This window comes from Salipiger sp. PrR003, assembly GCF_010500785.1.
Taxonomy (GTDB): domain Bacteria; phylum Pseudomonadota; class Alphaproteobacteria; order Rhodobacterales; family Rhodobacteraceae; genus Salipiger; species Salipiger pacificus_A.
On the sequence record NZ_JAAGOV010000039.1, the window covers coordinates 42,588 to 60,233 of the forward strand.

A 17,646-nucleotide genomic window follows, 5' to 3' on the forward strand; every position below is an offset into this window, starting at 1 on the left:
ACTTGTGGACCAGAGGGCTCGGGGCCGCCGTTCGGGGGGCCAGACTCCAGGTCACATGCGCAGAGGAGTACTGACATGGAGCTCGATGTTGTCGAGCTGTCGCGTTTGCAGTTTGCGATGACGGCCCTTTATCACTTCCTCTTCGTGCCGCTGACGCTGGGTCTGTCGATCCTCGTCGCGATCATGGAGACGGTCTACGTGATGACGGGGCGTCCGATCTGGCGACAGATGACGAAATTCTGGGGCACGCTGTTCGGGATCAACTTCGTTCTCGGGGTGGCCACGGGGATCACCATGGAATTCCAGTTCGGGATGAACTGGAGCTACTACAGCCACTACGTCGGCGACATCTTCGGCGCGCCGCTGGCGGTCGAGGGGCTGATGGCCTTCTTCCTCGAGGCGACCTTCGTCGGGCTGTTCTTCTTCGGCTGGGACAAGCTGTCGCGCGTCGGGCATTGTATCGTCGCCTGGCTGGTGGCGATCGGATCGAACTTCTCGGCGCTCTGGATCCTCATCGCCAACGGTTGGATGGTCAATCCGGTCGGGGCCGAGTTCAATCCCGAGACCATGCGCATGGAGATGACCAACTTCGCCGAGGTGGTCTTCAACGAGGTGGCGCAGGCCAAGTTCGTGCACACCGTCTCGGCGGGCTATATCACCGCCTCGATCTTCGTGCTGGGCGTGTCCTGTTGGTACATGCTGAAAGGCCGCCACGTGGAGCTGGCGCGCCGGTCTATCTCGGTCGCGGCCTCCTTCGGGCTCGCGGCCTCGCTGTCGGTGGTCGTGCTGGGAGACGAGTCGGGCTACTCGGCCAGCCACACCCAGAAGATGAAGCTCGCCGCCATCGAGGCGATGTGGGAGACCGAGCCCGCCCCCGCGCATTTCACCCTGATCGGCTTTCCCGACCAGAACGCGCGCGAGACCCATTACGCAGTGCATGTTCCCTGGGTCATGGGGCTGATTGGCACCCGCTCGCTAACCGAGGAAATCCCCGGCATCAACGAGTTGGTCGCGGAATCCGAGCAGCGCATCCGCTCGGGCATCATCGCCTATGACGAGCTGATGACGATCCGCGCCGAGCGCAACGCCACCCCGGAGGAGGTGCGGGCGAGCTTCGAGCGGCACTCGGCCGACCTTGGCTACGCGCTGCTGCTGAAGCGCTATGTGGACGACCCGCGCGAGGCGACCGAGGAGCAGATCAAGATGGCGGCCGATGACACCGTGCCGGGCGTGGCACCGCTGTTCTGGTCGTTCCGCATCATGGTTGGCCTCGGCTTCTCGTTCATCGCGCTCACCGGGCTTTTCTTCGTGCTCAGCAACTTCCGACGCGGGACCTATCCCCGCTGGGCGCTGATGCTCGCCGTTGCGTGGATCCCGATGCCCTGGATCGCCGCCGAGATGGGCTGGATCGTGGCCGAATACGGCCGCCAGCCCTGGACGGTCGACGGCATCCTGCCAACCGCGCTCTCGGCCTCGCACCTGAGCGTTGGCGACTTGCTGTTCACCCTGGCGGGCTTCGCGCTCTTCTACACCGTGCTCTTCATCATCGAGATGGGCCTCATGCTGAAATACATCCGCAAGGGCCCGCAGGAGGATGTCGAGGAAACCGAACAATGGATGACGCGGCACGAGCACCGGCTGCGCACTCATGACGGCAAGGGTCCCTTTGCCGATGTACCTGCGGAGTAACAGTCATGATCTTGCATGATCTTATCAGTTTCGAAGTTCTCCGCCTGATCTGGTGGGCGCTGCTCGGGGTGTTGCTGATCGGCTTCGCGCTCACCGACGGCTTTGACATGGGGGTCGGCGCGCTGCTGCCTTTCGTCGGCCAGACCGATGTCGAGCGCCGCGTGGTGATCAACACCATCGGCCCGGTCTGGGAGGGCAACCAGGTCTGGTTCATCCTCGGCGGCGGCGCGATCTTCGCCGCCTGGCCGCCGCTCTACGCGGTCAGCTTCTCGGGCTTCTACCTCGCGATGTTCGCCATCCTCGCTGCGCTGATCCTGCGCCCGGTAGGCTTCAAGTACCGTTCCAAGCGCGCGAGCGCGCGCTGGCGCAGCGGCTGGGATTGGGCGCTCTTCGTCGGCGGCGCGGCCCCGGCGCTGCTCTTCGGTGTGGCGGTGGGCAATGTGCTGCTGGGCGTGCCCTTCCACCTGACCGAGGACCTGATGCCGATGTACGACGGCACCTTCTATGGCAAATTCCTCGGGCTGCTGCGGCCCTTCGCGCTGCTCTGCGGAGTTGTGTCGCTGTCGATGCTGATCATGCACGGCGCGGCCTGGCTCTCGGTGAAGACCAAGGGAATGGTCGCCTTCCGCGCGCAGCGCATCGGCACCGTGGCCGGGATGATTGCCGCCGGTGGGTATGCGCTGGCGGGGCTGTGGTTGGCTTTCGGCATCGACGGTTTCCACATCACTTCGGAGATCGTGACGGACGGCCCCTCGAATCCGCTCTTCAAGCAGGTGGCGCACGAGGGCTCGTGGCTCATGGCCTATGCCGAGCGCCCGTGGATCCTGATCGCGCCGATCCTCGGCTTCAGCGGCATGTTCATGGCGGTGCGCGGCCTGCGCGAGGGCTTCGAGGTTTCTACCTTCCTGTGGTCCAAGATGGCAATCCTCGGGGTCATCTCGAGCGTCGGGCTGACCATGTTCCCGTTCATCCTGCCGTCGACCGTCGATCCACGTAGCTCGCTCACCGTCTGGGACAGTTCGTCCTCACATTTGACGCTCTTTGTCATGCTGGTTGCGACGGTGATCTTCCTGCCGATCATCCTGGCCTACACGGCCTGGGTCTACAAAGTGCTCTGGGGCAAGGTCACCGAGGAAGACGTGACAAGCTCGCACAGCGCCTACTGAAACAAGGAGAGACCTTATGTGGTATTTCGCCTGGATCCTCGGCCTCCCGCTGGCGGCACTCTTCGCGGTGATGAACGCGATGTGGCTCGAACTGCGCGAGGACGCGCGCATGGTGGCCGAAGCCGAACGCGAGAGCTGATCACGCCAAGTGCTTCTGCCTGGGGGCGGCCCGGATCGGGTCGCCCGTTGCGGTTTCTGCGCCCCGCATTGTCCGTCGTCACATCCCGGTTACATTGCTCACGTAACAGGCTTGGGTTTCCCAACAGGTATCGGACGGAATGACCTCACTCGGTGAGCAGATCGCGGCGCTTCCCATGCAATGGGACAAGACCGGAAAGCTTCGGGTGCTGATGGTGACCTCGCGCGATACCGGGCGCTGGGTGATGCCCAAGGGCTGGGAGATGGACGGCAAGAAGCCCTGGGCTGCGGCCGAGATAGAGGCGCTCGAGGAAGCCGGGGCCAAGGGGCATATCGGCAAGAAAGAGATCGGCGTCTATCACTACCCGAAGCAGCGCGATGACGGCACGGCGCTGCGCTGCCGTGTGCGGGTCTATCCGATGATCGTCGACACGCTCTCGCGCGACTGGAAAGAGCGCAAGGAACGCAAGCGCAAGTGGTTCACTCCCAAAGCCGCCGCCAAGCGGGTGGACGAGCCGGAGCTTTCCGAGCTGTTGCTCACTCTTTGCGATGCGCCGCACAAGATTCCTCTCATCTCCGCGCTGCTGGGCTGAACTGTCGCCCCGGCGACCATGCGGCATTCCAGCAACGACAGCGTCGCGATCGTGGCCCGTGCGCACGCGTGAGCTCTTTGAATGTGGCGAAAATAAGGTAACCCCGGTGCAGGAGCGCGGTCGCCGGTCCCATTACAAGAGCGGCCCGGTTCAGGCAGAGCAGTGCGATCTTCGACGAGTGCGGCTACGGCGCGTCCTGACCGGCGCGCCGTAGCCGCCTTGCCACGTCCGGGGCAAGTGGCGCCGGGCGGTGGGATTTCTCGCCCTGCGGGATTGTAGGAGAGCGGCGCGTTGCCGCGTGTGTTGAACGAGTGATCGAGGGGAGGAGAGATGCGTGCATCGTCTTTCCGTCTGGGCTGCGGCATTGCGCTGGTCGCGTTGCTGCCCGGATGCATGCAAGTATACACCAACGCGGGTTCGGACCCCGGCGGGACGACCGCGCCGCAGGCCATGCGCCTGCGCGCAGACGGTCGGGGCACAGTGATCGGAACCTTGGCGCAAAGACCGGGAGCAATTCTGCCCGGGACGCCCTACGCGGCCATCGCGCGTGCGGTGCTGGAGGGCGGCGGCTTCCGGTCGGCCTCCGAGCTGCGCCTGGCCTGGCTGCGTGGCAAGGCCGACGAGTTGGACTGGCTGCCCGATCTCGGCCCGCACCTGTCGCTGGCAGTGCTGGCGCATTTGTCCCAGAGCGTTCAGTCCCGGCCCGAGCGCTTCGACACGCCGCGCAAGCAGGCGGAACGCGACCTCGCCCTGGCCGAGATTGACCAAGCCGCGCTGACGCTGGTGGACGAGGCAAACGCGCAGGTCTTCGAGGCGATCGGTCAGCATCTCGATGCCGAAGAGGCGCGCGCTCGAGCGGACCTGCTCGAGGCGGCCTATCGCGATGTCGCCTCGCTAGACTGGCCGATTGCGCGGGCGGTTGCGGCGGGCCTCGTCCCCGCGCAGCGCCTGCAAGAGCTGCGCATCCGGGTGGCGTGGCTGCGCGCGGAAGGGGTCAATGCCCGGGCAGAGGCGCAGCGCGCCCGCTCCGGGTTGGCGGCGATGGGTGACAGCCGGCTCGGCGGAGTTGCGGGCATCGGCGCGATACGCGAGTTTGTCTCGCCGCCGCTGCTCTCGGATCTGCAGGCCGGTATCCTGCGCGCCGGGGTGGAGGCGCAGGAACGCCGGACCCTTAACATGTTGTTCGATGGCCTTGATGCGCGCCGCTCGCCCGAGGAACTGGCCGCGCTGGAGGAAGCCTTTGGCTATGACGGCGAGGGCAGCGAGGCGGGGGACTGGGCTCCGCCCACCGCGGGCCCCCGCTGGTCGCCGGTGGAGTCACCCCCGGGCGACTTCGAGATCGCTGCGGCGGCACAGGAGCGCGAGGCCCTACGCATTGGGCTCGGCGAGGCGGAAAAGATGCGGGCTTCGGCCGTGGCGGAGGCGGTTCGCACAAGGCAGATGGAACGCACCGGGCAGATGACCGCGGCGGACCTCCTCGGCCCTCTTTCGAGCGCGCTGCGGGCGCAGGAGGAAGAGATCACCCAGAGGTACGCGCTGGCCCGTGCAGATCTGCGGCTGGCCTACCTGCGCGGGACGCTGGTCGACGGGTCGGCTCTGTGATCCGGCGGGGCTTCAGTCCTCGCTGTCCATCCAGATCGTCACCGGCCCGTCGTTGAGCAGCGCCACCTTCATGTCGGCGCCGAAGCGGCCGGTGGCGGTTGCGATGCCCTGCGCCGCCACGCGCCCGGCGAAATACTCGTAGAGCCGCTCGCCCTCCGCCGGGGCGGCGGCGGTGGAAAAGCCGGGGCGGTTGCCGCGCTGGGTGTCCGCGGCGAGGGTGAACTGGCTGATCACCAGCGCCGCGCCTCCGGTGTCGAGCACCGAGCGGTTCATCCGCCCCTCGTCGTCGCGGAAAATGCGCAGCTTGGCGATCTTGGCGGCGAGCTTGTCGGCCTGCGCCTCGGTGTCGCCCTGCATGGCACAGATGAGGATCAGCAGGCCCGGGCCGATCTCGCCGACCACTGCGCCTTCGACCGTCACGCTGGCTTCCGAGACGCGTTGGATCAGCGCCCTCATGCGCCGGCCTCCAGTTCGTGCGCCCAAGGCGGGTTGGCGCCGGCGCGGCTGACGGTCACCGCTGCCGCCCGCGCGCCGAGTGCAACCGCCGGGCGCAGTGCGTCGAGGGTGGCCTCGCGCAGGGCGGCGCGGGTTAGCAGGCGGTCCCGCTCCAGCCCCGCCAGCAGCCCTGCGTTGAACGTGTCGCCGGCGCCGACGGTGTCGACGACCGTCGCACGGGTCGCGGGCACGTCGATGCGGCCGCGCGCGGTCACCGCGAGCACGCCCTCGGCACCACGGGTCTCGAGCACGAGCGCGGTGCCGCCCGCGATCAGCGCCTCGGGAGTGGTGCCGAGCCACTCCATGTCCTCGTCCGAGATCTTCACGATATCGGCCCGCGCGAGCATCCCGGCGAGCCGGGTGCGGTAGCGCGCCTCGTCCTTGATGAACCCGGGGCGGATGTTGGGATCGATCATCACCACCCGCTCTCCCGCCCGCGCGCAGAGCGCGGCATAGGTGTCGGCGCAGGGCTCAGACACAAGGCTGATGCCGCCGAAGAAGAGCGCCGAGGTCTCATCCCCGAGCCTGGGCAGGTCAGACTCCGCCAGCGTCCGTCCGGCGGTGTTCTCGTCGTAAAAGGCATAGCGCGCGTGCCCGTCGACCAGGGTCACGAAGGCCAGCGTCGTGGGGCGGTCGGAGCGCGGGCAGGCGGTAAAATCCACCTGCGAGGCGGTCAGCGCCTCGGCGAGGATGGTGCCGAAGAGGTCGGTGGACAGCCCCCCGAAATAGCCCGCAGGCGCCCCCAGCCGCCCCAGCGCTATGGCGGTGTTGAACACCGCGCCACCGGCCACCGGGGCAAAGGCGGGCTCGCCGCCGGAGCTGGTCCGGGGCAGCATGTCGATCAGCGACTCGCCACAGCAGAGGATCATCTCGCGCTCCCTCGTGTTCTGAGATGTGTTAGCGCTATACCTAGCGCGGAGCCCCGGTCGCGCTCAATAGCCAATGGGCACCGTGAAGCCGCCACTGCCCTGCGACTGTGACAACATGTAGCCGATCAGCGCTGCGGCGATGGTGCCGAGGATGATCGCCACGGCGATCTTCCAGGCCGACCACGGGCGCTCCCCCTGCACCCGCCCGGTGGTGCCATTGACCACGAAGCGGTAGGTCTGGCCGCGGAACTTGTAGGCCGCCAGCCAGACCGGCAGCAGCACGTGCTTGAAGGTGACCTCCGAGACCTGCGTGTCGACCGAGGTGATCCGCTGCTGGTCGCCTCCGATGTCGAACTTGATGTCGCGGGTGATCTGCCGGTCCATGAGGTGCCGCGCCTCGACGAAGCCGGCGTCAAGGTCGACCTGGTAGCCCTCGGCGCGGAACCCGGCGAGAAACTCGGGGCGGTAGGGCTCGAGCCGGCTGAGGTCCCAGGGCTCGAGCGCGTCGGTGAAACGCTTGGGCAGCGACTTCGAGGCCAGCACCAGCACGTCGTCGAAGAACCGGGCCACCCGTCCCCGCACCGGGGTCCAGCGCACCTTGGGCACCTGCACTTGCTGGCGCTTGCCATCGCGGATGACGGTATGGGTTTCGTAGTAGACGGTGCCGCGCGCGCCGCTGTACGCGCTGCGGGTCTTGGCGTCGAAGGTCCAGTAGGGCACGTAGATCCCCTGCATCTTGCGACCCTTGCGCGCGTAGTCCCTGAGCCCGTTCGGCGCGAACCAGAGGCGCCCGAGCCAATCGTTCATCGCCTTGTGCGCAGTCGTTTCGTCGAGCGCGAAGGGCAGCACACCCTTGGGCTTGATCTGCCGGTTGGTGCCGGTGTCGGCAACCACTGGCGTCGCGCAGAAAGGGCATTCTGTGGCATGGGCATCTGGGTCAAACTCCACCTCGGCGCCGCAGTTCGGGCATTTGGTGACCCGCAGCTCCTCCATCTCCTGCAACGGCAGGAGGTTGTCCATGGCGGCGCGGAAGTCGAGTTCGCGGATGTCGCTTTTCCAAGGACCGGCGGATTCGACCGGCTGGCTGTGGCCGCAGTGGTCGCAGACCAGTTCGTTGGACGCCGGGTCGAAGCGGTAGTCGGCGCCGCATTGTTCGCAGGGAAAACGGTGGGTTTCGTTCATGCCCGAAGGTCCTCCAGATCCGCCTTTTTCCGGCAGGGCCACCCTAGGCGGAGCGGGCGGCGGTGAAAACCGGTTTTGATACGGGGCTCTTGCCTGCAGAGGTTTCGCCGTCCCGTTGCGCGCGCCCCCGCCTTGAGGAAGGCGCGCACACGACAAGTTCACTCTCGGCACTTTTGCATTCCGAGCCGCAGTGTCTACGCTGATGCGCATGCGAGGCACGGCGGAGCAGTACATGCGGAGTTGGACGAAAGGCGCGGGCATTGCGGCGCTTGCGGTGGCGGGCTGGCCGGGCACGGGGCTGGCCTCGGATCTGGCTTGGCGCTTCGAGTGGCGGGGCAACGGCGGCTACGAGATGCGCGGCGCGATCGCGATCGACGCAGCACTGGCCGAGCGGGACTATGTCTATGCCGAGGACGTCGAGTGCTTCATGGTCGAGGGCTATTTCGAGGACGAGCCGATCGGCCGCTGGGCGCTCGGGATGAAGACCAACGAAACCAGTTGGTCGCTGACCTTCCGCCCGAAACAGGACGCCTTCGAGGTATTCAGCGAGCAAAGCCTGATGCCGCAGGCGTGGAACATGAACGGCTTCGGCACGGACTGCGGGCGCGAGGGCTTCGGCTTCAACATCGGCAACGCGGCGCAGGACCTGTGCCTGAACGGACGGTTGGTGATCGCCTCGCAAGTGAGCCCCACGCGACCTTTCCCGGCGACGCGCGAGGACGCGGTGAGTTTCCCGGTGGATGCCTGCCTTGCCCCGGCGCTGCTGGGGCAGGCGGAAACGGAGGCGCCGGTGCCCGCCTCCTACAGTCCCGTCACGCTCCCGGCGGAGGCGGCGGCAGAACGGTGAAGAGCTGTGCCAGCTCGGTCACGTCCTCGGCGCGCTTCCAGCCGTCCTGCCCTTGGGTCCAGACATAGCTTTCACGGGTCAGCTGTCCCTCGGTCACCATCCGGCCCATGCGCGCCTTGGAGAAAGGCCCCTGCGTCTCGCCATTCGCAGCCACGTGCCAGACGTGCTCGACCGGCGGCGGCGGGGGGGGAGGCGGAGCGGCGGCAGCACTTTGCTGCGGACGCGCCCCCCACGGCCCTGCCTGAGCGCCGGTCATCGCGCCCCCCATCGCCATGCCCATGCCGGCGCCAAAGCCGGTGCCCATGGCCTGCCCGGCGGCCGATCCTTCGGCCCCCAGCGCCTCGGCAGCCTGGAAGCGGGTGTAGGCATCGAGATCACCGACCACCCCCATCGAGGTGCGCTTGTCGAGCGCCCGTTCCACAGCGTCGGGCAGCGAGATGTTCTCGATGTAGAGCTCGGGCAGGGTGAGCCCGTATTCCGCGATGGTGGCCGAGATGCCCTTGGACAGCATCTGCCCCAGCTCCTGCGTGTTGGCCGCCATGTCGAGCACGGGGATCCCCGAGGAGGCAATGAGGCGTGAAAACTCCTGCACGATGATGTTGCGGATCTGGAAGCTGATCTCGCCCGAGGTGAACTCGCCATCGGTGCCGACGATCTCGACGAGGAATTTTGCCGGATCCGAAACCCGCACCGAATAGGTGCCATAGGCCCGCAGCCGTACGGGGCCGAACTCGGGGTCGCGGCAGATGATCGGGTTCTTGGTGCCCCACTTCAGCCCGTTGAAGCGCGTCGTGTTGACGAAATAGACCTCGGACTTGAAGGGCGAGCGGAAGCCGTGATCCCAGTGCTGCAGGCTGGTCATGATCGGCATGTTGTTGGTCTCGAGCATGTAGAGACCCGGGGTGAAGACATCGGCGATCTGGCCCTCGTGGACAAAAACCGCTGCCTGCCCCTCGCGCACCGTCAGCTTGGCGCCATACTTGATCTCGTGCCCCTCGCGCTCGAAGCGCCAGACCATCGTGTCGCGGGTGTCATCCGTCCAGTGGATGACGTCGATGAACTGTCCCGAGAGGAAATCCAGAATACCCATGATCGTCTCCTGTCTTGGTCTGACCTTGTGGTGGCCCGTCGTCTTGACCCGCTCTCAGCTCGGCCCGAGCCCGCCGGTGAGCTGCGCGGCAAGCTCCGCCACGATCGGCCGCGTGGCGGCGGCATCCATGCCGGGCTTGAGCTGGGGGTCGTAGAGGATTTTCAGCATCATCTCGTCCATGCTGGTGAGCAGGGCGAACTCGTCGTCGTCGTTGAAGATCGAAGGCCGCGCTTCGGGGCTGTCGTTGCCAAGGCCAAGACCCTGCGCCACCTCCTCGTGCACGCAGGAGCGGCGCAGCAGATCGGGGTGCTCGGAGCGGATCACCGCGATCGCCTGGCCGTAGGCATAGCCGCCCGGTTCCTCGGAGAAGGCGATGACAAGGCAGTGGATCTCGCGCGGGAGGTTGTCGAAGACCGACAGCGCGGTGGGGTTCACGTCGGGCACGAGCTGCTTGATGCGCGGGGCGACATCGGCCTTGTCGTCCTGCGACATGAAGAGCACGTGGAAGTTGGGTCGATTGGTCGACATGGAAATCGGGTGGCCGGTGATCTTGGCGAGCCTGCTGACATAGGAGCCGAGCATGTTGCTGTCGGTCACCTTTTGGTCTTCCGGCACGTGCGCGCCGAATTCGATCGAGACCCGCACCGGTTGTTCCCATTTCTTCACGCGGCCTAGCTCGCCGCGCGAGGGTTTCAGCCCCTCGCCGCGAGCGTATTCCTCGGCCAGCGCGATGCGTTCGAAGTTGCGCGCCAGCATGGTGTCGGTGATCGGGGTGTCGGGACCGCCGCCATCGGTGCGCAGCAGCCCCTGCGAGAGCAGGTCTGCCTGCACCCTCGCGTAATAAACCTCGAGATCGTAGCTCGCGAGGGATTGGCGCGGGGGGGCGATCGCGGCCGGCGGTTCGGGCCTCAGTCCCGACGGGCGGGGCTGGGGCATCACGCCGGTGCTGCGCGGTGCAAGGGCGGAACTGTCGCAGGCCGCGAGGCCCGCGCAAACCAAGATACCCAGTACGAAACGAGCCCACCTCCGCATATGGTCACGACCCCGCGGGAACCGAGGTCGCCGCCACGTCGCCGGTGCCGGTGGAGCGGGCCTTGGCCGAGGCCAGCGTGTCGCGCAGCTCGGCCTCCATGTGCTTGAGATCCTGCTCTGCCTTGGCGCGGCGCGCCTTGCCTTCGTCGGCGATGCGCAAGCTGTCCTCGATCGTGGCGATCAGGTCGGCGTTGGCCTGCTTGACCGACTCGATGTCGAACACGCCGCGCTCCATCTCGGTGCGGATGGCGGCGTTGCTCTCGCGCAGGTTCTTGGCGTTCGAGGTGAGCAACTCGTTGGTCAGGTCGTTGGCGTCGCGCACGGCGGCGGCGGCCTCGGACGAGCGCTGGATGGTCACCGCCTGCGCCAGCTGGGTCTCCCAGAGTGGCACGGTGTTGACCAGCGTCGAGTTGATCTTGGTGACGAGGCTCTTGTCGTTTTCCTGCACCAGCCGGATCGAGGGCAGCGACTGCATGGTCACCTGCCGCGTCAGCTTGAGGTCATGCACGCGGCGCTCGAGATCGTCGCGGGCGGCACGCAGGTCGCGCAGTTCCTGCGCTTTCATCACCTTCTGGTCCTCGGAGGCGGCCTCGACGGCGGCTTCGCGGGCGGGAATGTCGGTGGCGTCGATTTCCTGGAGCTTCTTCTCGCCGGCGGCGATGTAGAGCGCCAACTCGTCGTAGAAGTTCAGGGTCTTGATATAGAGCATATCCAGGGACTTGATGTCCTTGAGCAGCGTATGCTCGTGCTTCTGGAGGTTGTCGGTGATCTTGTCGATCTGGGTCTGCACCTCCTCGTAGCGGGCGGTGAACTTGGCCATTGGGGCGGCCTTGCCGATCAGCTTCTCCCACCAGCTGCGCTTGCGGCGCACGTCCAGTTCCGAGACAGAGAACCCGCGGATGGTGGTGACGATGTCGCGCAGGCTGTCGCCCGCCGGGCCGACGTCCTTGTTGCGCACGTCGGAAAGCATTGCCTGGCTGATCTCCTGCAGCTCGGCCTGGGCGGCGGAGCCGAAGGAGACGATCGACTGGGTGTCCTCCATGTCGATCTCGTCCATGCGCGCGCGAATCTCCTCGGTCACCTCGGGCGAGGCAGCCTCGAAGCTCTCAACCTCATCCGCGGGCTTGGGGTCGGGCAGGATCACAGCATTCACCTCTTCCACCAGTGCCAGCTCCTGCTGGGCCTTGGTTCTCACATTCTCGGACATCGGACTTCCTCCGTGACTGTCTCTCATTCAGGCTTTTTCAGTCGCACGCCTTCGCGCTGCAACCTGTCGCGCAGCACGTCGATTTCCACCGTAAGATCGGCATTGTTATCCAGCAGGAGCTTCTGGTTCTTCTGGCCGAAGCTCTCTTCGAGGTCGGTCAGCAACATCATGAAATCGGATTTCGCACCACGGTCCTGGGTGCGGCTGTAGATGTCGGCGAATTTCACCGCGGCATCGCGCGCGCCCATCATGTACACGCCCAGGTACTTGCGCGCGGCGGTCAGGTCGCGCGGGTCTTCCTCGACGGTGCGGATGAGGTCCTTGGCCTTGGAATGGAAGCGCTGCACGCGCGCCTCGACCTGGCGGTCGCCAGCGCGGCGCACCGCGTCCTCCATGGCGGTAAGATAGCTCTCCGCGTCGTCCACAACCTTGGCAACGCGGTCCTGCTGGAAGGTGTCGACGCCTTCCATGCCCTTGTGCTTCATCGGATCGATGCCGAAGGCGCCGATGTGCAGAGCAAAGGCCGACAGGCCGTAGAGCACCGGGGCGACCATGCCGGGATCGGTCTTGAGGGCGGCGAGGCCGACGCCGACACCGGCGCAGACCGCGGCGAAGAATTTCCGGGGAATCGCCGGGCGGCGGGCGATCTTGCGCTCGTCGTAGGCGGCTTGGGCACGCAGCCCGTCGCGCAGCAGCCAGGCGCCCAGCAAAAGCACGCCGGCACCGACCAGCCCGACCGCCAGCCCGGCGGCGCCGGAGGTGAGTGAGGTCGCGGCGAGGATGATGGGCGGCACAAAGAGCACGTTCGAGCGTGCGCCAACGGGATCGACGCGCGCGCCATGGTAGAGCGGGCGTTCGTCCTGCGTCTTGCCGTCGGTGGAAGACCCGTCGGGGCTGTACTTTCCGCCATAGCGCTGTGCCAAGGTCAGAGCCCTCCCAGCCAGCCGGAAGTGACTCCGAAGAGAAGCACGATCAGCAGCACGTAGGCCACCTTGCGCAAGCCCTTGTCGGTCATGATGGTCCCCGCAAGCTCTCTCGGTTCAACAAGAACCTAAGCGGTTCGCGGGGTACTTGCTAGGGGGGAGTTCCGGTAGGGAAGCCTCAGGCGACCTGCTTGTCGACCATCCGGTTCCACAGAAGGTCCGCTTCGACGTCATAGGCGTCGCGGCCCTGTTCGGCGCCTGCCTTGCGCAGGCGGTCCTCGAAGGCTTCGCCGAGGGCGGTCAGCCGACCGAGGTAGCGCCGCCGCGCCCGAAGGCGGTCGTCGGTGTTCCAGGCGTCGATCAGCCGGGCGTTTTCCTTGCCAAGAAGGTCGAGGAAGCGCGCCACGGGCTTGCGCAGGCGGCGTGCGGCAAGCGGATCCTGCGATATCGCGTGCAGCAGCCCCATTACCCCGCATTGAAGGGCTTCGGCGCGGCGGCTGAGCTCTGCATCGCCAAGCGCGGCAACATCGGCAACGGCGACGGTGATCGCCGCGTCGATACGGTCGAGCGTCTCCTGGGTGCGCAGCTGGCGGAGCTCCTCGCGGGGGGCGCCTTCCTTGTCGGTGAGCGGATCTCTGCCGAAGGCGGCGACGCCGAGCCCGAAGCCGAGCACGCCGAGCCCGAAGGCCATCACCAAGGAGACGAAATGATGCCCGGCGAGAATCATCACAAGCAGGCCAAGCAGCGCCGAACCGACCATCTTGCGGGGCAGGCGCGGGGCCTTGGCGCTCTCTGCGGCATCATAAGCCGCGGCAATGGTCGCGCCGCGATGGATCAGCCGCACTGCCACAGCGAAGAGCGAAAGCATCAGCACGGCGGTGAATGCGGTGGCGGGCGGGCCCTGGAAGAGCAGCAGCAGCAACGGGAAGGCCGCGAGTATCAGGATGCCAATGCCGGACTCGAGCGGGCCGGGAGACTGGGGCTGCTGGCGAGAAGGTCGTGTCATTCTCATGCTCGGGTCCGTGGTATGAAGGCTACGGGTCTTCGATCGGGCAACTGGGGAGGAGGCGGCACCGTCAGGCGACGCGCGCCTGGCCGGGTCGGGGCCGGGTCATACATACCCAAGCAGGAAGATCATCAGCCAGAGCAGCCCGAAAGCCAGCTTCGCGCCCAATGTGCCATCGGCGCGGGCGCGGGAGGTGGCGTCGGCCAGCGCGCGGTAGGTGTCGGTCGCGACAACGCGGATATTGCCCAGAACGAGGGCAGAGGTCGCGGCAAGGATGGTCAGGGCGAGAAGTGTGCTCATGCCCCTGAGATTGTCGCCGAATCCGGGCGAAATGAGGGCGTCATCCCGCCCAATCCGTGAAAACTTCTTGAGCGTTAACGGCGCATTAGGACAAGAATGACCGCATTTGGGCGCCTGCGCCCGCCTGCCGCCGCAATCGCTGTCGTCAGGAGCGTTTCTTGGGCGGTGGACCGCGGCGCTGGCGCTGGGGCGCTGGCTTGTCGGGTTTCGCGCCCTCCAGCCCGAGCTGGTCGCGTACCACCTTGGGACGGAGCTCCTGCACCTCACCTTCCTTCAGTTCGCCGAGTTGGAACGGCCCGTAGGACACGCGGATCAGCCGGTTCACCGTCAGGCCGATATCGGCCATGGCCCGGCGGATCTCGCGGTTCTTGCCCTCGCGCAGGCCGACGGTCAGCCAGGCATTGGCGCCCTGTTGGCGGTCGAGGGTGACCTCCATCGGCTGGAACTTCTGGCCCTCCACCATGATGCCCGCCCGCAGCGGCTTCAGCATGTCCTCGGTGGGCGAGCCGTTCACCCGCACGCGGTACTTGCGCAGCCAGCCGGTCGAGGGCAGCTCGAGCTTGCGCTTGATGCCGCCGTCGTTGGTCAGCAGCAGCAGCCCCTCGGAGTTGAGGTCGAGCCGGCCGATGCTCATCACCCGCGGCAGATCCTCGGGCAGCCGGTCGAAGATCGTCTCGCGGCCCTTCTCGTCGCTGGTGGTGGTCACGAGGCCGACAGGCTTGTGATAGAGCCAGAGGCGCGGTGCCTCGGGCGCGGCCAGCGGCACGCCGTCGACGGTGATCCGGTCCTTTGCGGTGACGTTGAGCGCGGGGCTCTCCAGCACCTTGCCGTTCACCGACACGCGGCCCTCCTCGATCATCTTCTCCGCCTCGCGGCGGCTGGCGACCCCGGCGCGGGCCAGCACCTTGGCGATGCGGCCGTCCTCGGTGGCGATCGGCGTGCCGGTCGGCCGAGGCTCGGGCGCAGGCTTCGGGCCGGGGCGGGCACCGCGGGGGCCGGGCGTCGCACCGGGCTTGCCGCCCGCCTTGAAACCGCCGCGCGGGGCGCTCGCGTACTCCGCCTCGTCGCGGACGATGCCGCGGCCCTTGGGCTTGGTGGCGGACTTGGTGGCGGGTTTACCGGCCGGTTTGCCGAACGTTTTGCCCTCGGGCTTTGCGCCGCGCGCGCCACCTGCAAATTCACCCTTCGGCCCGCCCTTGAATCCGGGCTTGGCGCCGGGCTTCGAACCGGCTTTCGGAGCAGCCTTCGGACCCGTGCTGGCACGGGACTTGGGACCGGAGGGTTTGGCGGGGCGCGACGGGGGTTTGCTCATGCCTTTCGCCATACTGCATCGGCGGGGCCGGGGGAAGCCGACTCGCCAAGCGCCGCGCTTCGCGCTAAGCGAGCGGGATGAAATTTCGCTCTCACATGGATCAGGCGCTGGCCGAGGCGCGCGCGGCCGCCGCCCGCGGCGAGGTGCCGGTGGGCGCCGTCATCGTCTCGCCCGCGGGCGAGGTGCTGGCCTCGGCTGGCAACCGCACGCGCGAGCTGAACGATCCCACAGCCCATGCCGAGGTTCTGGCCCTGCGCGCCGCATGTGCCGTGCTCGGCTCGGAACGGCTGCCGGAGCATGATCTCTACGTGACGCTGGAGCCGTGCCCGATGTGCGCCGCGGCGATTTCCTTCGCCCGCATCCGGCGGCTCTACTACGGCGCGTCTGACCCCAAGTCCGGCGGCGTGGCGCAGGGCGCGCGCGTCTACGCGCATCCGCAGTGCCACCATGTGCCCGAGGTCTACGACGGGCTCGCCGCCCCCGAGGCCGAGATGCTGCTGAAAGAGTTCTTTGCCGCGCGCCGGGAGGTGTGAGATGGCCCGCGTGATCCTTCTCAACAAGCCGTTCAACGTGTTGTCGCAATTCACCGACAAGGGCACCGAGGGCAGCGCGCGCGAGACCCTGTCGAGCTACGTGAAGGTTCCGGGCGTCTACCCTGCGGGACGGCTCGACCGCGACAGCGAGGGCCTGCTGATCCTCACCGACGACGGCAAGCTGCAGGCGCGCATCTCGAACCCGAAGTTCAAGCAGCCCAAGACCTACCTCGTGCAGGTCGAGGGCACGCCGACCGAGGCGCAACTCGCGCAGCTGCGCAAGGGCGTGGAGCTCAAGGATGGCATGACCCGCCCGGCCGAAGTGCGTCTGATCCCCGAGCCCGAGCTCTGGCCGCGCACCCCGCCGGTGCGCTTCCGGAAGTCGGTGCCAGATGCCTGGATCGAGCTGAAGATCACCGAGGGGCGCAACCGGCAGGTGCGGCGGATGACGGCGCATGTGGGGCTTCCCTGCCTGCGGCTGGTCCGCTGGGCGGTGGGGGCCTGGACGCTCGACGGCATCCCGCCGGGCGAATGGCGCGACATCTGAGGGGCTGGCGCGCAGCCCGCGGCGCGCTACCCTAGCGCACATGTGCGGACGTTTCGCGGTCACCCTTCCCGACGATGCCATGACCAAGATCTTCGAGGCCATGCCCGGCAATGACTTGCCGCATGTGCCCAATTACAACGTTTGCCCGACGAACGACGTCCACGTGATCCGCTCCGAGGACGGCACGCGGCTGCTGGTCTCGATGCGCTGGGGCTTCATCCCGCAGTGGTACAAGGCGCCCAATGACGGCCCGCTGCTGATCAACGCCCGCGCCGAGACCATCGCCGAAAAGCCCGCCTTCCGCGGCGCCTGCCGCGCGCGCCGCTGCCTGATTCCGGCGAGCGGCTTCTACGAATGGACCAGGACCGAGGATGGCAAGCGCCTGCCGTGGTACATCGCGCCGGTCCGGGGTGAGGTGCTGGCCTTCGCCGGCATATGGCAGGACTGGGAGCGCGAGGGACAGGGCTTTCGCACCTGCGCCATTGTCACCACCAGCGCCAATGCCGAGATGGCGCAGGTGCATCACCGAATGCCGGTGATCCTGCAGCCGAAGGACTGGGGCCTCTGGCTGGGCGAGGAGGGGCGGGGCGCGGCCAAGCTGATGAAGGCTGCGCCCGACGCGTCGCTCCAGCTGCACAGGGTCGACCCGGCGGTCAATTCCAACCGTGCCGAGGGGCCGGAGCTGATCGAGCCGATCTGAGCCGGATCAGGAGTTGTTCTCGAGTTCGAGCGGCGCCGGATTCACGTAGTCGATGTAGCCGGCGGCGGCGCTTTCAGCATCGTAGGTGTCGCCGAAGGCGCCCTGCATCCCGTCGGTCACTTCCAGCGCAAAGCTCTCGCCCGGCTGCAGCACGCCGGAATCCCAACTCGCGTCGGTGGCCGTGGCCGACATGGGGATGGAAGACTCGTTCACGAAATTGATCACGTCCCCAACCGAGACGTAGATCTCATCGGGAAAGTAGCCGAGCCCCATCAGCTTCACTTCTTGCTCGGCGGCGGCCAGCGGCCCAGCGACACCCGCCAGAAGAATCAATGACATTCCAAATTTGCGCACCATGTCGGGATCCTCGCGCGGCATGAACCTTCGGGGCGCCATCCGCCCCGCCGGTACACAG

Annotated in this window: 19 protein-coding genes and 1 pseudogene; 9 read left to right on the forward strand and 11 right to left on the reverse strand. The window is 67.0% G+C overall.

Features of this window, described 5'->3' with window-relative positions; genetic code table 11:
- Positions 1 to 75: 75 nt before the first annotated feature.
- From G0D83_RS12760 to G0D83_RS12780, 5 genes are all read left to right on the forward strand, one after another.
- Positions 76 to 1,689 (forward strand): cytochrome ubiquinol oxidase subunit I, encoded by a 1,614-nt coding sequence (locus tag G0D83_RS12760; protein ID WP_164194456.1) that lies wholly within the window; start codon positions 76 to 78, stop codon positions 1,687 to 1,689.
- 5 nt (positions 1,690 to 1,694) lie between these two features.
- On the forward strand, positions 1,695 to 2,855 hold the full coding sequence (gene cydB / locus G0D83_RS12765; RefSeq protein ID WP_164194459.1) for a cytochrome d ubiquinol oxidase subunit II: 1,161 nt from the start codon (positions 1,695 to 1,697) through the stop codon (positions 2,853 to 2,855).
- A 16-nt stretch (positions 2,856 to 2,871) separates the two neighbouring features.
- A complete protein-coding gene (gene cydX / locus G0D83_RS12770) occupies positions 2,872 to 2,994 on the forward strand; it encodes a cytochrome bd-I oxidase subunit CydX (RefSeq protein ID WP_164194462.1) in 123 nt (40 codons plus the stop codon).
- A gap of 139 nt (positions 2,995 to 3,133) precedes the next feature.
- A complete protein-coding gene (locus tag G0D83_RS12775) occupies positions 3,134 to 3,586 on the forward strand; it encodes an NUDIX hydrolase (protein WP_108967139.1) in 453 nt (150 codons plus the stop codon).
- Positions 3,587 to 3,916: 330 nt separating this feature from the next.
- Positions 3,917 to 5,188: a hypothetical protein gene (locus G0D83_RS12780; RefSeq protein WP_164194466.1), complete on the forward strand. Its 1,272-nt coding sequence runs from the start codon at positions 3,917 to 3,919 to the stop codon at positions 5,186 to 5,188.
- Between the two features lie 12 nt (positions 5,189 to 5,200).
- On the opposite strand, the gene dtd is transcribed toward G0D83_RS12780, so the two are convergent.
- From dtd to G0D83_RS12795, 3 genes are all read right to left on the reverse strand, one after another.
- Positions 5,201 to 5,644: a D-aminoacyl-tRNA deacylase gene (gene dtd / locus G0D83_RS12785; RefSeq protein WP_164194469.1), complete on the reverse strand. Its 444-nt coding sequence runs from the start codon at positions 5,642 to 5,644 to the stop codon at positions 5,201 to 5,203.
- A complete protein-coding gene (locus G0D83_RS12790; RefSeq protein ID WP_164194473.1) occupies positions 5,641 to 6,552 on the reverse strand; it encodes a carbohydrate kinase in 912 nt (303 codons plus the stop codon). The genes dtd and G0D83_RS12790 overlap by 4 nt, the downstream gene beginning before the upstream one ends.
- 63 nt (positions 6,553 to 6,615) lie before the next feature.
- A complete protein-coding gene (locus G0D83_RS12795; RefSeq protein ID WP_164194476.1) occupies positions 6,616 to 7,734 on the reverse strand; it encodes a TFIIB-type zinc finger domain-containing protein in 1,119 nt (372 codons plus the stop codon).
- 232 nt (positions 7,735 to 7,966) lie between these two features.
- On the opposite strand from G0D83_RS12795, the gene G0D83_RS12800 reads away from it, so the two are divergent.
- Entirely contained in the window at positions 7,967 to 8,581 is a 615-nt protein-coding gene (locus G0D83_RS12800) for a hypothetical protein (RefSeq protein WP_203594973.1), read from the forward strand.
- Here G0D83_RS12800 and G0D83_RS12805 read toward each other — a convergent pair.
- The 7 genes and pseudogenes from G0D83_RS12805 to G0D83_RS12835 all read right to left on the reverse strand — a co-directional run.
- Positions 8,547 to 9,671, reverse strand: coding sequence for an SPFH domain-containing protein (locus G0D83_RS12805; protein WP_108967129.1), 1,125 nt, complete (start codon positions 9,669 to 9,671; stop codon positions 8,547 to 8,549). The two genes, G0D83_RS12800 and G0D83_RS12805, sit on opposite strands and share 35 nt — an antisense overlap.
- A 54-nt stretch (positions 9,672 to 9,725) precedes the next feature.
- Positions 9,726 to 10,703, reverse strand: coding sequence for a DUF2927 domain-containing protein (locus G0D83_RS12810; RefSeq protein WP_164194481.1), 978 nt, complete (start codon positions 10,701 to 10,703; stop codon positions 9,726 to 9,728).
- A 4-nt stretch (positions 10,704 to 10,707) separates the two neighbouring features.
- Positions 10,708 to 11,910: a toxic anion resistance protein gene (locus G0D83_RS12815; protein WP_164194484.1), complete on the reverse strand. Its 1,203-nt coding sequence runs from the start codon at positions 11,908 to 11,910 to the stop codon at positions 10,708 to 10,710.
- Positions 11,911 to 11,933: 23 nt separating this feature from the next.
- Positions 11,934 to 12,833 carry a 5-bromo-4-chloroindolyl phosphate hydrolysis family protein gene (locus tag G0D83_RS12820; RefSeq protein ID WP_164194488.1) on the reverse strand — a complete coding sequence of 300 codons (900 nt, stop codon included), beginning with the start codon at positions 12,831 to 12,833 and terminating at the stop codon, positions 11,934 to 11,936.
- Between the two features lie 178 nt (positions 12,834 to 13,011).
- The gene (locus G0D83_RS12825; RefSeq protein ID WP_235940036.1) at positions 13,012 to 13,839 is read right to left on the reverse strand and encodes a hypothetical protein; all 828 of its coding nucleotides are present in this window, start codon (positions 13,837 to 13,839) and stop codon (positions 13,012 to 13,014) included.
- Positions 13,840 to 13,944: 105 nt separating this feature from the next.
- On the reverse strand, positions 13,945 to 14,139 hold the full coding sequence (locus G0D83_RS12830; RefSeq protein WP_164194494.1) for a hypothetical protein: 195 nt from the start codon (positions 14,137 to 14,139) through the stop codon (positions 13,945 to 13,947).
- Positions 14,140 to 14,293: 154 nt separating this feature from the next.
- A pseudogene (locus G0D83_RS12835) lies at positions 14,294 to 15,214 on the reverse strand (pseudouridine synthase); the annotation flags it as partial.
- A gap of 314 nt (positions 15,215 to 15,528) precedes the next feature.
- Between G0D83_RS12835 and G0D83_RS12840 the strand changes: the two are divergent.
- Genes G0D83_RS12840 through G0D83_RS12850 form a run of 3 tightly spaced genes read left to right on the forward strand, consistent with a single transcriptional unit; the run spans position 15,529 to position 17,231 of the window.
- Complete coding sequence (locus G0D83_RS12840; protein ID WP_108967117.1) at positions 15,529 to 15,984, forward strand: nucleoside deaminase; 456 nt, start codon at positions 15,529 to 15,531, stop codon at positions 15,982 to 15,984.
- 1 nt (position 15,985) lies between these two features.
- Positions 15,986 to 16,531 (forward strand): pseudouridine synthase, encoded by a 546-nt coding sequence (locus G0D83_RS12845; RefSeq protein WP_164194497.1) that lies wholly within the window; start codon positions 15,986 to 15,988, stop codon positions 16,529 to 16,531.
- A 40-nt stretch (positions 16,532 to 16,571) separates the two neighbouring features.
- Positions 16,572 to 17,231 (forward strand): SOS response-associated peptidase, encoded by a 660-nt coding sequence (locus tag G0D83_RS12850; protein ID WP_164194501.1) that lies wholly within the window; start codon positions 16,572 to 16,574, stop codon positions 17,229 to 17,231.
- 6 nt (positions 17,232 to 17,237) lie between these two features.
- Here the strand turns inward: G0D83_RS12850 and G0D83_RS12855 are convergent, their stop codons facing one another.
- Positions 17,238 to 17,570, reverse strand: coding sequence for a hypothetical protein (locus G0D83_RS12855; RefSeq protein ID WP_235940040.1), 333 nt, complete (start codon positions 17,568 to 17,570; stop codon positions 17,238 to 17,240).
- Positions 17,571 to 17,646: the final 76 nt, after the last annotated feature.

Bases quoted from the DNA above. Each gene is read 5' to 3' on its own strand.
- G0D83_RS12760 (WP_164194456.1), top strand. From the start codon at position 76: ATGGAGCTCGATGTTGTCGAGCTGTCGCGTTTGCAGTTTGCGATGACG.
- cydB (WP_164194459.1), top strand. From the start codon at position 1,695: ATGATCTTGCATGATCTTATCAGTTTCGAAGTTCTCCGCCTGATCTGG.
- cydX (WP_164194462.1), top strand. From the start codon at position 2,872: ATGTGGTATTTCGCCTGGATCCTCGGCCTCCCGCTGGCGGCACTCTTC.
- G0D83_RS12775 (WP_108967139.1), top strand. From the start codon at position 3,134: ATGACCTCACTCGGTGAGCAGATCGCGGCGCTTCCCATGCAATGGGAC.
- G0D83_RS12780 (WP_164194466.1), top strand. From the start codon at position 3,917: ATGCGTGCATCGTCTTTCCGTCTGGGCTGCGGCATTGCGCTGGTCGCG.
- dtd (WP_164194469.1), bottom strand. From the start codon at position 5,644: ATGAGGGCGCTGATCCAACGCGTCTCGGAAGCCAGCGTGACGGTCGAA.
- G0D83_RS12790 (WP_164194473.1), bottom strand. From the start codon at position 6,552: ATGATCCTCTGCTGTGGCGAGTCGCTGATCGACATGCTGCCCCGGACC.
- G0D83_RS12795 (WP_164194476.1), bottom strand. From the start codon at position 7,734: ATGAACGAAACCCACCGTTTTCCCTGCGAACAATGCGGCGCCGACTAC.
- G0D83_RS12800 (WP_203594973.1), top strand. From the start codon at position 7,967: ATGCGGAGTTGGACGAAAGGCGCGGGCATTGCGGCGCTTGCGGTGGCG.
- G0D83_RS12805 (WP_108967129.1), bottom strand. From the start codon at position 9,671: ATGGGTATTCTGGATTTCCTCTCGGGACAGTTCATCGACGTCATCCAC.
- G0D83_RS12810 (WP_164194481.1), bottom strand. From the start codon at position 10,703: ATGCGGAGGTGGGCTCGTTTCGTACTGGGTATCTTGGTTTGCGCGGGC.
- G0D83_RS12815 (WP_164194484.1), bottom strand. From the start codon at position 11,910: ATGTCCGAGAATGTGAGAACCAAGGCCCAGCAGGAGCTGGCACTGGTG.
- G0D83_RS12825 (WP_235940036.1), bottom strand. From the start codon at position 13,839: ATGACACGACCTTCTCGCCAGCAGCCCCAGTCTCCCGGCCCGCTCGAG.
- G0D83_RS12830 (WP_164194494.1), bottom strand. From the start codon at position 14,139: ATGAGCACACTTCTCGCCCTGACCATCCTTGCCGCGACCTCTGCCCTC.
- G0D83_RS12840 (WP_108967117.1), top strand. From the start codon at position 15,529: ATGAAATTTCGCTCTCACATGGATCAGGCGCTGGCCGAGGCGCGCGCG.
- G0D83_RS12845 (WP_164194497.1), top strand. From the start codon at position 15,986: ATGGCCCGCGTGATCCTTCTCAACAAGCCGTTCAACGTGTTGTCGCAA.
- G0D83_RS12850 (WP_164194501.1), top strand. From the start codon at position 16,572: ATGTGCGGACGTTTCGCGGTCACCCTTCCCGACGATGCCATGACCAAG.
- G0D83_RS12855 (WP_235940040.1), bottom strand. From the start codon at position 17,570: ATGTCATTGATTCTTCTGGCGGGTGTCGCTGGGCCGCTGGCCGCCGCC.